Genomic DNA, 13,611 nt, shown 5'->3' with positions numbered 1-13,611 from the left:
GTTACACCTTTTCCACGTTCACGAGGAAGGACTTAAATTCCGGCGTCTGCGTGTTCGCATCACCGACGAATGGCGTTAACGTGTTAGCGATAAAGCCTTTTTTCGCCACACCTTCGTAGCCCCAGTGAATCGGAATACCGATAGTGTCGATATCCTTACCGTTAGCCTTCAGCGTGCGAATACGTTTAGTCACCACCGCTTTGGCCTTAATGTAGCCGCGGTTAGAGGAGACTTTGACGGTATCGCCATGGGAGATACCGAGCTTATTCGCCAGCTTCTCGCCAATTTCCACAAACTGTTCCGGCTGTGCGATGGCGTTCAGCAGCGCGTGCTTGGTCCAGTAGTGGAAGTGCTCGGTCAGACGGTAGGTCGTACCGACGTACGGGAACTTATCTGCTTTACCCAGTGCTTCCGCGTCACCTTTAAAGATACGTGCGGCAGGGTTAGAGATAACGTTCGGGTGCAGCGGGTTAGTGCCCAGCGGCGTTTCAAACGGCTCGTAGTGTTCCGGGAACGGACCTTCCGCCATCTTATCGATAGCAAACAGGCGTCCCATCCCTTCCGGCTGCATGATGAACGGCCCAACGTTGCTGCCCGGTGCGGCGGCGCTGTAGTCCGGAATATCCATCCCGCTCCATTTTGCCCCGTCCCATTTCAGGATCTGACGTTTTGGATCCCACGGATTCCCCTGCGGGTCAGCAGAGGCGCGGTTGTACAGAATACGTCGGTTGAGCGGCCACGCCCATGCCCAGCCCAGCGTATTGCCAAGGCCTGACGGGTCGGCATTATCGCGACGCGCCATCTGGTTGCCTTCCGGCGTCCAGCTACCGGCAAATATCCAGCAGCCGCTGGAGGTAGTGCCGTCATCACGTAGTTGGGCGAACGAGCTAAGCTGTTGGCCTTTCTTGACGATAACCGCGCCGGTTGCCGGGTCGGTAATGTCGGCCAGCGCTTTACCGTTACTCTCCATCGCCACTTCTTCCGAAGCCGGTTCGTGTGGGGTGGAGTAGTTCCAGGTCATGCTCAGCACCTGTTCCGGGTTCGCACCACCCTGCTCGGCATACATTTTACGCAGGCGTAAGAAGATACCAGCGAGGATTTCGCCATCGGTAACGGCAATCCCTGGGGCATCAGCGCCTTTCCAGTGCCACTGCAGCCAGCGACCGGAGTTGACGATAGAACCATTCTCTTCGGCGAAGCAGGTGGATGGCAGACGGAATACTTCGGTCTGGATTTTCGACGGGTCAACATCGTTCGACTCACCGTGGTTCTGCCAGAAGGTGGAAGTCTCTGTGTTGAGTGGGTCGATAGTGACCAGGAACTTCAGTTTGGACAGTGAAGCCACAACTTTGTTTTTATTCGGGAATGACGCGACCGGGTTAAAGCCCTGGCAGATATAGCCATTCACTTTGCCCTGGTTCATCATCTCGAAGTACTGCAGGACGTCGTACCCTTTATCCCACTTCGGCAGCCAGTCGAAGCCCCAGCTGTTTTCTGCTGTCGCTTTATCGCCAAAGAAGGCTTTCATCATCGAAACGAAGAATTTCGGATAGTTGCCCCAGTAGTTCACCTGACCTTCCAGCAACGGTTTTGGTGTGTTGGCGGCAAGATAGGTTTGCAGGTCAGTCTGTTTTTCGCTCGGCAGCGTCATATAGCCTGGCAGGCTTTGTGACAGCAGGCCTAAGTCGGTCAAACCCTGAATGTTGGAGTGACCGCGCAGGGCGTTAACGCCGCCGCCTGCCATCCCCATATTGCCAAGCAGCAACTGGATCATCGCCATGGTACGGATGTTCTGCGCACCCACGGAGTGTTGAGTCCAGCCCAGGGCGTACAGGAACGACGCGGTTTTATCTTTGGCGCTTGTTTCTGCGATGTACTCACAGACCTTCAGGAAGTCGGCCTTTGGCGTCCCGCAGATGTTTTCTACGACGTCCGGCGTGTAGCGGGAGACGTGCTGTTTCAGCAGGTTCCACACGCAGCGCGGATGTTGCAGGGTGACGTCGCGTTTGGCGAAGCCTTTTTCATCCAGTTCGTAGTTCCAGCTGGTTTTGTCATACTTGCGTTTATCCGCGTCGTAGCCGGTGAACAGGCCATCTTCGAAACCGTAATCCTCACGCACGATCAGGCTGGCGTTGGTATAGGCCTCAGTGTATTCGCGGTTGAATTTTTCGTTGTTCAGCAGGTACAGCAAGACGCCTGACAGGAAAGCAATGTCAGTACCGGAACGAATCGGAGCATAGAAATCAGCTACCGCGGCGGTTCGCGTAAAGCGCGGATCGATAACAATCAGCTTCGCGCCGTTGTGAATTTTGGCTTCCATCGCCCAGCGGAATCCGACCGGGTGAGCTTCAGCGGCGTTACCGCCCATCACCACAACGAGGTTGGCGTTTTTAATGTCGACCCAGTGGTTGGTCATCGCACCGCGACCAAATGTTGGAGCAAGACTTGCTACCGTTGGTCCGTGTCAGACGCGTGCCTGGTTGTCGACCGCGAGCATACCGAGCGCGCGGGAGAATTTTTGCGTTAAATAGCCGGTTTCGTTACTGGAAGCGGAAGCACACAGCATCCCGGTGGAAAGCCAGCGGTTAACGGTTACGCCTTCGGCGTTTTGCGCAACGTAGTTAGCGTCGCGGTCTTCTTTCATCAGCTTAGCGATGCGATCAAATGCCTCATCCCAGCTAATCTGTTGCCATTTATCAGAGCCTGGTGCGCGGTATTCCGGGAATTTCAGGCGGCTTTCGGAGTGGATGAAGTCCACAAGTCCTGCCCCTTTCGGGCACAGCGCGCCACGGTTCACCGGGTGATCCGGGTCCCCTTCGATATGGAAGATGGATGCTTTGGCGTTTTTAGCTCCGTCACCGAGGCTGTACATTAACAGTCCACAGCCAACGGAACAGTAAGTGCAGGTGTTACGGGTTTCACGGGTGCGCAGCAGTTTATATTGCCGTGTTTCCGCGAGCGCTACGCCGGGTGCAAAGCCCAGTGCCGCTGCCGTGGTGCCTGCCATACCGCCAGCGCAGATCTTAAAGAACTGCCTTCTGCTGACCTGCATGGTTCGCTCCTTGTTTCGACATTGTCACGTTCCCTTCGCTTTTCTATAACGCGAACGCGAGGGAAGTGGTTGTTATTTTTCTTTGCGGACGGGACCGCAAAGGTCCAGAATTGGGTGAATTTCCCTCCGTCCAGGAGGGGTTTGTAAAGAATACCACAATGTTGGTATGTGTGTTCCAATATGGTTAAAAGAAAGTGAATAAGATTATTCAAGAAAACATCAAGAATGTGACATCTCCGACAGGATCTCGTCAGTTGACCCTCTGGAAACGCGAGGATTTGCAACATCCTCAGCCTGATGAGGTAGCTGAAGAAGTGCCTGTGGCGCTGGTATACAACGGGATTTCACACGTGGTGATGATGGCATCACCGAAAGATCTTGAGCATTTCGCGATAGGTTTTTCACTTTCTGAGGGCATCATTGAGTCCCCACAAGATATTTACGCGATGGACGTAGTGCCTTCCTGCAACGGATTGGAAGTGCAGGTTGAGTTGTCCAGCCGTCGCTTTATGGGGCTGAAAGAACGTCGTCGCGCTCTGGCCGGTCGCACCGGCTGCGGTGTTTGTGGTGTGGAACAGCTCAATGATATTGGCAAGCCGGTCCAGCCGCTGCCGTTTACCCAGACATTCGATCTGGCGAATCTCGATAACGCTTTACGGCATCTCCCTGATTTCCAACCTGTTGGGCAACTGACAGGCTGCACGCACGCGGCTGCCTGGGTTCAGCCGTCAGGTCATCTGGCGGGTGGGCATGAAGATGTCGGGCGTCATGTTGCGCTGGATAAACTGCTGGGGCGACGCGCTATCGAAGGGGAGGTCTGGCAGCAAGGCGCAGTATTAGTCTCCAGCCGCGCCAGCTACGAGATGGTGCAGAAGTCGGCAATGTGCGGCGTGGAAATTCTGTTTGCCGTCTCTGCGGCGACCACGCTTGCCGTGGAAGTTGCCGAACGCTGTAACCTGACGCTGGTGGGTTTTTGCAAACCGGGCAGGGCGACGGTCTACACGCATCCGCAACGTCTGATCGCGCTGTGACGCCACCAGGCGGCCAGAATGCTGCCTGAAAATGCCAGTTCCATGATTACGGCAACTGGCGAGCCGACAATCACATTGTTCAGTAGCCAACACAGGCTACCGCACAATGTGTAACCCCGTAGTTTTCCGCTGCGTTTTTGAAACGACGCAAAGGTCATTAGCAGGCTTCCCATCAGCGGCAAAATACTCGACAGATTTTGCCAAAGATAAACGCTACACAGCAGCGATCCCAGCATAAATCCCCACATCGCCCAGCGGTGAAACGTGACGATGGCCGTCGCGTAGCGGCATGCGGCAATGATCATTAACCCAGCTGCAGCGTGTTGATCCAAAAGATAGAAATGGATAGCCAACAGGGAAGTGGAACTGGTGAGCAGAGATAAGGTGATAGCCCGGCGCTGAAAATGAAAAGCGGAAATATCCAACAAAAAGCTGATGCCAGCCAGAATCTGAGAGAGGAGAAATGCGTTCATAATGTGCGCCAACAATTGAAGAGTGACGGGACAATAATCGACGCATCAACGTAAGGCGTTAACCTTTGTTAAGACGCTGGCGAATACGAGACAGGCTAACGGGAGTAATGCCGATATAGTTGGCGAGATCGCGCTGAGTGAGCTGCGACTCCCAGTCCGGGAAGTGTGTTTGTACGTACTGGTAGCGTTGCTCTGGGGTATTGAGCAGCAGCATTTGTTCTTTTTTCTCTTTATAGATCAACTGCTGGACCAGTAGCTGGGTCCTAATATCCTGATTTTCCGGCGCATCCAGCAACGCCAGCGGTATTTCACTGGTTTCGCCAGCGGCGATCATTTGCAGACTGTAATCAGCAGGCGTGTTGGTTAGCCAGTTCAGGTACAAAAAGCAGTATTCCCCGGCAAAGTAGAACTCTTTAACCCTTTCAACGCCACTGTCTGCGTGATACACCGCACGTGCAACGCCATGATGTAAAAGATGAATTTTACTTTGCGGTTCACCCTGACGCAGTAACCAACTTCCCGCCGGTTGCGTTTTTCTTCGGTTGCCTGCAAGCCATTGTGATTCCCGATTATGTGACATCTTATCTCTCAAATAATTTGAATAAGACTGGCAAATCATTCCGCTTTTAGTTGTTCGAGTATCAGCCTATTATTTATCACATCAAGGCACGGTGCCTTACTCAAACAACTTAGTTAAAGGGTTTATATCATGAAAAGCATCAAAACTTTTGTCGCAGTTATCGCTCTGGCTACTTCTTTCGGTTCTTTCGCTGCTCAGACCGTTACCGCAACCGGTTCTACGCTGGAAAGCGCTGAAGCAAAAATTGCCGCTCAGGCTGAACGTGCAGGCGCCAGCGATTATAAAATCACTCAGGCTTACACCGGCAACCGCGTGCACATGACCGCAGAACTGCTGAAATAAGATACCTTAGTACTGTCGAAAGAGCGCCCTTGAGGCGCTTTTTTCATTTCTGATATTTACTGCCTGAGCAATGCAATAAACGCTTCATATCCGGTCAATCCCGCAATAGTATCAGCCTGATGGCTGCTCAGTACGCTGGATAAATAACTGAAGATTTTTAGTTCATGCCGCGCCTCAGCGGCGGCACAGGCGATCAGGACATGACTGACCGGTTCGTTATTCACCAAAATGGGCTGCGCGAGGGTGATAAAGAAACCGCGGAAACGACGCTCCTGTTCGCTCCAGCAATGAGGAATCGCCAGGCGATTCACTATCAGGTTTTCACCTTCATGCTCCCGGGCGCAAATGCGTAGCGCTTCGTCCTCAGTGATATGGCCCTGAGCCACAAGCTGGCCGCAGATCCGACCGATGATACTCTGCCAGCTTTCGGCCTTCATATTGGCGTAATGGAAGCAGCCCTGCTGTAAAAAGAAACGTTCGGGCTGCTGGCGGATAAAGGCCGTCGCAAGAAAGTGTTTGATCTGCTCGGTACCCGCTGCGGTGATAATATTCTTGATAGTTAATGTATTTTTTAGAGATTCATCAAGCAGATAGTGACTATTGTTGACGATTAACAGCGGGGTGATTTCTTCGCTGATGGCGCTGACTTCACTTGTATTTCGCGCAATGATCACCCGACAATTCAGGACATCCCGCTCAATAGCCTGTTGGTTGATGGTGGCGATAGCATTCTGGTCGGATAATAAAATGACCGGCTGACGCGCGTTTTGATGCCGCTCCAGCGCACAGGCGAAGTAAAGCCCGATGAGATCGCTATCGAACAGCGGGATATCCAGTTTTTCGCGCAACAGGGCGATAAAACGCAAACTCAAATCGAAAGCGGCAGGCCAGGTAGACTTCAGGTTATGCATACTGCTCTGGCGATGCTCCGGTACCCAAACCGGGGCAGAGACGCATCTCAGCAGGTGGCCGGTAATATTTTCAACCAGTTGGGCATCGATAACGTTCAACGCGGCAATGCCGGGAACGCTTTTTAACAAGCAGGTCACCGCATCGGCCGAGATGGTCATTGCCTGACGTTGCCTGATTTCCAGAAGACCGATCAGGGTTCTGAAAGCGTTTTCGCCCAGGTAGACTCCTCCTTGTTCCACCGCATTTTTCAGCGATATATACCGACACTCCGGCCACGATCCGGTGAGCTGATTACGCAGGGCGTAGACTGCCAGCACCAGACTTGCCAGGTACTCTCCCGAGATGAACGGGAATTCATCAAGTTTTTCACATGCAGTGTTGAGCCTGTCGATGTTGTCTCGGGTAATACCTGGCAGTGGAATTAAGAGTGGATCTTTTTTAAGCAGATTTGCCAGCAGGATTATGCGCTTTTCTTCTGGTTCATCAATGAAATGACCGACTCCCGGGCGGCTGGCAAGACAAAAAGCGCGCTCATAGCGCTGTTTCAAACGCGGGAGACGATCGGCCACCCAGGTTTCAGGTAAATTGAGTGCTGAAGCCAGCTGTACGCGGGGTGTAAAGGTATTAAGCAGAAGAAAGGCCAGCAACCGGTCATCATTATCATGGCGTTGCAGAAGCTGAAAATAACCGCGTCTGTCGACAATTTCCAACTGATATCCTGCACCACCACCGGGCTGAATGCGGGCCTTACCGCTGAGGGTAAAGTTGAGGTAATCAATATCACGCAGGATGGTTCTGCCCGACACGCCAGTTTGCCGCGCCAGCTCGCCCAGCGAACACGGCTGCTGTTCGAGGAGATCGACAATCTTTAACTGGCGTTCTGATAGCATTAACTCTCCTGGCGAAAATCAGTGAACGCGCAGATCTTTTCGGCCGTCAGCGAGGTGAGCAGTTCGCGCACCAGGGTAAACAGCGCGTTGTAATCCGATGCGGAAATCATGCCGCTGTTGGCGTGGAGATAACGTGTCGGCAGGCAGAGTGCCGCCACCGGACGACCCCCTCCCATAACGTTATAGCGTCCGCCGTCCGTCGCCCCGGTTTTCATACTACAGAGCTGCAATGACGCACCGCTGCTTTCTGCACACTCTTTTAATGTGGCGACCAGTTGTTGATTCGGGAAATAGCGCTTATCGAACAGCATCAGACCAGGACCCTCGCCAAGCTTGAGCGGGTATTTGATGGCGTCGATTCCGGGCACATCGCCCGCAACTGCGGTATCCAGCACGATCACCACGTCGGGCTTGATATGCTCGGCCGAGGTTTGCGCTCCGCGCAGCCCCACCTCTTCTTCCACGCTGCCCACGCCGTACAGGGTAATGTCGGGGTTATCGACGGTTTGTAAAAGCTCAGCCATCAGGGCGCAGCCGACGCGGTTATCCAGCGCTTTACCGACGATCTTATCTTCGCCCCAGCGAGCGAAATTGGCTTCCGGGCTAATGAAGTCACCGATCGCAATCCCGTTTTTTTCTACTTCTTCGTGGCTGTTAGCACCAATATCGATAAACATCTCGTCAAAGGTCAGCGGCTGCTGTTTCTGCTTTTCCGTCAAAGCATGCGGCGCCACGGAGCCGATGATGCCAGGGATTTTAACGCCTTTACGGGTACGGATAGAGACCCGATGATTGAGCATCGACTGGCTCCACCAACCACCAATGGTGGTGAAGCGCAAAAATCCGCTCTCGTCGATATGCGTGACCATAAAGCCGACTTCATCCATATGGCCGACAACCGCCACCTTCGGCCCGCGGTTGCCTTTGCGGGCGACAAAGCTACCAAGGCCGTCGAAGGTGATTTCATCGACGCTGGATTCCAGCGCGTTAATGAGAAGAGTACGAACTTCCTGTTCATCGCCGCTGACGGCGCTGGCTTCGCATAGCTGCTGAAGTAACTCAATGTTCATGGGCAAGCTCCTGCTGCGCGGCTTTACGTTTCAGCCACAACCCTTTCAGGATGATAATTAACGAAATGTTCAGTGCCAGACCGATAGCCAGCACCAGGTAAAATGATCCCACCGGAGACATCAGGCCAATCAGCGGATCAAAGATACCTAAACCCGGCGCGAGGCGTTTGATTCCAAAGGCGATAACCAGCATGCCGGTAATGCCACCGGAGAGCGTATTGGCGGTAATCATCGGCAGCGGCGCGGCCAGTGCGTAGGGGATGGCCGGCTCGGTGGCGACGGTGGCGCCGACGACAATCGCACTGCTGGCGGCGGCCTTCTCCTGTTGGGTAAACAGTTTGGGCGCTAAATAGGTAGCTATTCCCGCCGCGACGGGCGGCATCAGCGCCACCACGCCGACGATGGCGTACCAGTCATAGATATGTTTTTCCAGCAGCGAGAAGCAGAAGAACCAGGCCGTTTTATTGATTGGCCTGCCCATATCAAACGCCAGCATCGCACCAACGAGGAAGGCCGCGCCCATTTTCATGGATGGCGGAATGGTGTTCAGGAAGTGCAGCAGACCGCCCATGATGTCGGACATCACCGGGCCGATGACGTAGTAAGTCAGTACGCCGAACACCAGTAAAGTGACAAACGGGATCAGCATAGAACCAAGCAGTGGCTGTAGCGCTTTGCCGAGGCGAACCTTGCGAAACCACAGGACAAAGTAGCCAATTGCCAGCCCGAGTACGACCGCGCCGAGAAATCCTGCGCCGGACTGCGTACCCAGCAGGCCTTTATCGTTCGCCAGATAACACACCAGAAATGCTGGGGCAAAAGCGGGTTTATCGGCAATCGACCAGGCAATATATGCCCCCATAATCGGGATCATAAAGGTAAAGCCCAGATAGCCGATCGATTCAACAATCCAGGTGAACGACGGCGCGCCTTTCGACATATCGGTATAGGGCAAACCGAACTGCACCAGCATATTGGCGATGGCGACCAGAATACCGCCGCCGATAACAAACGGCAGCGCGGCGGAAACGCCCGCCATCAGGTGGCTCATTACGCTACCGTGCTGGACCTCCTGTTTTCCCAGCTTCACGCTGCTATCGGCGGTGAAAAGTTGTGAATGCGTCGGTAACTGCGTAAAAATCAGGTCGATATTTTTTAGCGCCTGGGAAATGGCGATTTCATAGACTTTTTTCCCGGCAAAACGCGCCCGGTCTTCGCCGCTCAGGCCGCGACCGGTGGCCAGAATGACATAATCGGCTGCGGCAATCTCTTCATTGCTCAGGCGGTTTTCGACGCCGCTTGAGCCCTGGGTTTCGACTTTAATCGTGTGGCCGAGCGAGCGCGCTTTTTGCTCCAGCGCCTCTGCCACCATATAAGTGTGGGCGATCCCCGCCGGACAGTTGGTGATCGCCACTAAACGTAAGGATGACTCCATAGCCGTTTCCTTATGAGGTTAAGGTCTGATTAAGCAGGGCGAGCACCTGGCTGGTGTCACCTTGCTTCAGTTGATCGATGAAATCCTGATGAATGATTTTGCGGCACAGGGTGCCGATGATTTTGACCTGATCGTCCTCGCCGGTTTGCGGTACACCGAGGCAGATCCAGCAGTTGACGTCCTCGCCGTCGCTGGCTTTCCAGTCCACGTTTTCTGATTTGCGCGCGAACAACACAAAGGGCTGCCTGATGCAGGCGCTCTTACCGTGCGGGACGGCAATACCCGAGCCAAAGCCGGTGGAATGCAGCTTTTCGCGCAGCAATAGCGTTTGCAGGAAAGTGCTGCGATCGGAGACATAGCCATTCTGAAACGCCATATCTGCCAATTGCTTGAGGATGGCATACACGCTATTCCCCTGAATATTCAGGTCAATGCAGTTAGCTGTAAGGGTTGTCATGTGGAGGGCTCCGTTAAAACTATTTGATTTGATTCTAACGGCGAGATGGCGAAGAGATGAGCGGCAATATGTCAGCGTGGAGTGACAATTTGAGGCCGAGTTAGCGCGTGGTTTTGTGGGGTAAAACACACAACGCTACAGGCGATTACCCTGATGAATATTTCGCCAGGGTAATTATTTTTTTAGTGTATTCCCGCCATCCTTAACAACGCGGTCACCACCGCGGCGGCAACAATCACCACGATTAGCGGCAGCTTGCGCCAGGCGAGAAATACCGCGAAGCCAACCCCAAGAACCCGCGCCATACCGGCAAAATGTTCGCCTTCGTAAAAGGTGGTCGCCAGCGCCACGGAGAACAGTAATACCGTTGCGGCGTCGGAAAGCAGCGCCTGCGAGCGTTCTGAGAACGCTAAACGGCTCCCAAGCTTCGCTCCTCCTAAACGCATTAAATAGGTTCCCAGAGATAAGATGGCGATACCGACGATAAACAGCGTCATGTTACCCATTATTTTTTCCTCGTCAGTAAGCCGAACAGTGAAAGCAGAACTGGCAAACCGACCGGCGCAAAGGGAATGGCGGCAAGCGACAGCCCGGCGCCGCTACAGGCGCGAATCAGCGTGGTGCGGTTTTTGAATGCCGGGACGACCAAAGCCAGCAGAATGGCAGGGAAGACGGCATCCAGGCCGATGGTTTCCGGTGCGGGGAGCAGTTTGCCGACGCCCGCGCCGATCAGTGTACCAACAGGCCAGAAAATCGCGACGCCCAGACCGCACAGCCAGTAGGCGGCTTTACGTTGTTCGGGCGTTTTTTGCGACAGGCCAAAAACCACGCTTTCGTCGTTCATGATATGGCAGCCGAGGAAACTGGCGGCCCGGTTTCCCACCAGATCGCGCACCGTGACGCCAAACGGCACGTGTCGGGCGTTGACCAGTAAACCGGCAGCCGCAGCCGCCAGTGGGTTACCACCGCTGGCGACGATGCCGATAAACATAAACTCGGACGCCCCCGCCAGTACCGTAATAGAGAGTACAAACGGTACCCACAGCGGGAAGCCGTAAGCCATCGCCAGCGAGCCGTACGACATGCCGACAACGCCGACAGCCAGACAGACGAGAAATATTGCTTTCAGCGTGTCGCCTTTGAGACTGGAAAAATAATGTTTCATACCGTTTTAGCCATATCGAACGAATTTCCATTATAATGAACGGGAGCAGTTAACTTTACAAGTCGAACGATTCGTTCGATATAAAAAACATGGAGTCGTGAATGACCCAGCCCATCAGTATGATCGCGAAAAGCCTGGTGCGTGAACGTCAGCGCACCGGTTTGTCGCTGGCGGAGATTGCCCGTCGTGCGGGGATTGCAAAATCGACGCTCTCACAGTTGGAAGCGGGCAATGGCAATCCTAGCCTGGAAACGCTCTGGTCGCTGTGTGTGGCGTTGGATATCCCTTTTGCGCGCCTGCTGGAGCCGCAGGAGCAAAAAACGCAGGTGATTCGCCGCGGCGAAGGGACAAAAGTCGTGGCGGAACAGGCCCACTATCAGGCCATTTTACTGGCCGCCTGCCCACCGGGCGCGCGGCGGGATATTTATCTGTTGCTGACGCAGCCGGGCGCGGATCGTATTTCACAGCCGCATCCGCCGGGATCGGTTGAACATATCATCGTGACGCAGGGCAAGGCGATGGTGGGGTTGACGGAAGCGCCGGAAGAGTTAGGTGAGGGCGACTACATTTGTTACCCCGCCGATCGGGCGCATATCTTTAAAGCACTGGAGCCTGACACCCAGGCGATTCTGGTTTCTGAGCAGAATTGAAATTGCCGGATGGCGCTATCGCTTATCCGGCCTACAAAAAATAAAACCGTGTGCCCGGTAAGCTTGCACCACCGGGCACACGACTTACTGCAGATAGAACACCTCTTTTAGCTCTGCGCTGAGCGGGCTGTTGTCCGGGTTGGCTGGCATTACGTCACGCATATGCTTCCACCAACGCTGGCAAACGTCGGTGCTGGCGACAGCGTCCCAGCGCGCTTCGGACTCAATCTCGACGGTGGCGAACAGCAGATTGCGCTCCCGATCGAGATAAATCGCGTAGTGATGGGCGCCGTGTTCTTTCAGCACCGCTTCCAGTTCTGGCCAGATGGGATTGTGCCGACGTTGATATTCAACGTGCGCGTCGGCATTTACCTGCATCACAAAGGCCTTGCGGATCATAACGCCTCCAGATACAGCTCGCGGACCTCGTCGCGGCTGGCGGTACGCGGGTTGCACGGCGCACACGGATCGGCCAATGCTTTGTCCAGCCAGCCTTCAATATCTTCTTTCGTCACGCCAAGGGAGCTAAAGCCCGCAGGAATACCGACACGCTTGCTGAGTGCTCGAATCGCCTTGATGGCCTCCATGCTTGCCGCTTCATCGCTCATGCCACGGGTATCGACGCCCATTGCCTGCGCCACGCGGGCAAAGCGCGCCACCGCGTTTGGGCGGTTAAAGTTTTCGATTACCGGCAGCAGGATGGCGTTGCAGACGCCGTGCGGCAGATTGTGGGTTGCGCCCGGCTGATGAGCCAGCGCATGCACCAGACCCAGACCGGCGCTGTTAAATGCCATACCCGCCAGATACTGACCAAACGCCATTTGCTCGCGGGCTTCGAGGTTATGGCCCTCGTCGACCGCTTTTGGTAGCCACAGATTGATCAGGCGAATCGCTTCCAGCGCGTTGGCATCGGTAAGCGGATGCGCACCAACGGAAACATAGGCTTCCACCGCGTGGGTCAGGGCGTCCATGCCGGTTGCAGCGGTGACGGAGGCCGGGATTTCCAGCATGACGCTGGCATCATCCACGGCGATATCCGGGATGATATTCGGGTCGATGATCACCTCTTTGACCTTGCGCGCAGAGTCGATAATAACCGCGTTGCTGGTCATTTCTGCTGCCGTACCGGCAGTGGTGTTGATGGCGACCAGCGGTACGCCCGCATTTTTCACTTTGCCCACGCCGGAGTAAGCGGTAGAAGGGCCTGGGTTGGCGGTCAGGATCTTCACTGCTTTAGCGGTATCGATCGGGCTGCCGCCGCCGAAAGCGATAATGTAGTCACATTCTGCGCCCTGATATGCTGCAAAACCCTGCTGCACCAGCTCCTCTGTCGGGTTCGGGAACACCTCATCAAACAGGTGGTAAGACATTTGATGTTCATCCAGCGCGGCAAACAGGCTGTCCAGCAGGCCCAGCTTCACCAGTTGACCATCGGTAACGATCAGCGCTTTGCCCCATTGCTTATTCGCCACGAGGTTCACCATATCGGCAATCGCTCCAGCGCCATGCAGGCTAATTTTGGGTAGTGCCAACATAAAGCTCATCACTATTCTC

The 13,611-nt window shown here is 54.5% G+C and carries 14 protein-coding genes; 3 read left to right on the top strand and 11 right to left on the bottom strand.

Features of this window, described 5'->3' with window-relative positions; translation table 11 throughout:
- Position 1: 1 nt before the first annotated feature.
- Positions 2–3,052: a formate dehydrogenase-N subunit alpha gene (fdnG, locus tag OGV94_RS00560; RefSeq protein WP_100193805.1), complete on the bottom strand. Its 3,051-nt coding sequence runs from the start codon at positions 3,050–3,052 to the stop codon at positions 2–4.
- Positions 3,053–3,246: 194 nt separating this feature from the next.
- Here fdnG and fdhD point away from each other — a divergent pair, with 194 nt between their 5' ends.
- Positions 3,247–4,083 (top strand): formate dehydrogenase accessory sulfurtransferase FdhD, encoded by an 837-nt coding sequence (gene fdhD / locus OGV94_RS00555; protein ID WP_286522147.1) that lies wholly within the window; start codon positions 3,247–3,249, stop codon positions 4,081–4,083.
- On the opposite strand, the gene OGV94_RS00550 is transcribed toward fdhD, so the two are convergent.
- Together OGV94_RS00550 and OGV94_RS00545 are read right to left on the bottom strand one after the other, a co-directional pair.
- Positions 4,050–4,556 (bottom strand): YgjV family protein, encoded by a 507-nt coding sequence (locus OGV94_RS00550; protein WP_043018890.1) that lies wholly within the window; start codon positions 4,554–4,556, stop codon positions 4,050–4,052. The genes fdhD and OGV94_RS00550 overlap by 34 nt on opposite strands.
- Positions 4,557–4,614: 58 nt before the next feature.
- Positions 4,615–5,136: a Crp/Fnr family transcriptional regulator gene (locus OGV94_RS00545; protein ID WP_286522145.1), complete on the bottom strand. Its 522-nt coding sequence runs from the start codon at positions 5,134–5,136 to the stop codon at positions 4,615–4,617.
- 129 nt (positions 5,137–5,265) lie between these two features.
- On the opposite strand from OGV94_RS00545, the gene OGV94_RS00540 reads away from it, so the two are divergent.
- Complete coding sequence (locus OGV94_RS00540) at positions 5,266–5,478, top strand: YdgH/BhsA/McbA family protein (protein WP_003825262.1); 213 nt, start codon at positions 5,266–5,268, stop codon at positions 5,476–5,478.
- Between the two features lie 56 nt (positions 5,479–5,534).
- Here OGV94_RS00540 and OGV94_RS00535 read toward each other — a convergent pair whose 3' ends face one another.
- The 6 genes from OGV94_RS00535 to OGV94_RS00510 all read right to left on the bottom strand — a co-directional run bounded on the left by OGV94_RS00535 (position 5,535) and on the right by OGV94_RS00510 (position 11,407).
- Positions 5,535–7,280 (bottom strand): putative frv operon regulatory protein, encoded by a 1,746-nt coding sequence (locus tag OGV94_RS00535; RefSeq protein ID WP_286522143.1) that lies wholly within the window; start codon positions 7,278–7,280, stop codon positions 5,535–5,537.
- Positions 7,280–8,350: an aminopeptidase gene (locus OGV94_RS00530; RefSeq protein ID WP_286522141.1), complete on the bottom strand. Its 1,071-nt coding sequence runs from the start codon at positions 8,348–8,350 to the stop codon at positions 7,280–7,282. Before OGV94_RS00530 ends, OGV94_RS00535 begins: the two co-directional genes overlap by 1 nt.
- Positions 8,340–9,785: a PTS fructose-like transporter subunit IIBC gene (locus tag OGV94_RS00525; protein ID WP_286522140.1), complete on the bottom strand. Its 1,446-nt coding sequence runs from the start codon at positions 9,783–9,785 to the stop codon at positions 8,340–8,342. The genes OGV94_RS00530 and OGV94_RS00525 overlap by 11 nt, the downstream gene beginning before the upstream one ends.
- A gap of 10 nt (positions 9,786–9,795) precedes the next feature.
- Positions 9,796–10,242: a PTS fructose transporter subunit IIA gene (locus tag OGV94_RS00520; RefSeq protein WP_043018895.1), complete on the bottom strand. Its 447-nt coding sequence runs from the start codon at positions 10,240–10,242 to the stop codon at positions 9,796–9,798.
- A 182-nt stretch (positions 10,243–10,424) separates the two neighbouring features.
- The gene (locus OGV94_RS00515) at positions 10,425–10,748 is read right to left on the bottom strand and encodes an AzlD domain-containing protein (RefSeq protein WP_003847885.1); all 324 of its coding nucleotides are present in this window, start codon (positions 10,746–10,748) and stop codon (positions 10,425–10,427) included.
- The gene (locus OGV94_RS00510) at positions 10,748–11,407 is read right to left on the bottom strand and encodes an AzlC family ABC transporter permease (RefSeq protein ID WP_043018896.1); all 660 of its coding nucleotides are present in this window, start codon (positions 11,405–11,407) and stop codon (positions 10,748–10,750) included. The genes OGV94_RS00515 and OGV94_RS00510 overlap by 1 nt, the downstream gene beginning before the upstream one ends.
- Before the next feature lie 101 nt (positions 11,408–11,508).
- Between OGV94_RS00510 and OGV94_RS00505 the strand changes: the two genes are divergently transcribed.
- Positions 11,509–12,057, top strand: a complete 549-nt coding sequence (locus OGV94_RS00505) for a helix-turn-helix domain-containing protein (protein ID WP_003825255.1) — start codon at positions 11,509–11,511, stop codon at positions 12,055–12,057.
- An 84-nt stretch (positions 12,058–12,141) separates the two neighbouring features.
- Here OGV94_RS00505 and rhaM read toward each other — a convergent pair whose 3' ends face one another.
- Both rhaM and fucO read right to left on the bottom strand, forming a co-directional pair.
- Positions 12,142–12,456: an L-rhamnose mutarotase gene (gene rhaM / locus OGV94_RS00500; protein WP_087050714.1), complete on the bottom strand. Its 315-nt coding sequence runs from the start codon at positions 12,454–12,456 to the stop codon at positions 12,142–12,144.
- A complete protein-coding gene (fucO, locus tag OGV94_RS00495) occupies positions 12,453–13,601 on the bottom strand; it encodes a lactaldehyde reductase (RefSeq protein WP_286522138.1) in 1,149 nt (382 codons plus the stop codon). Before fucO ends, rhaM begins: the two co-directional genes overlap by 4 nt.
- Positions 13,602–13,611 lie beyond the last annotated feature (10 nt).

The sequence above is a fragment of the Citrobacter sp. Ce006 genome, from assembly GCF_030336535.1.
GTDB lineage: Bacteria > Pseudomonadota > Gammaproteobacteria > Enterobacterales > Enterobacteriaceae > Citrobacter > Citrobacter europaeus.
Note: the sequence above shows the minus strand (reverse complement) of the source record. Positions and strands in the feature narration are given on the sequence as shown.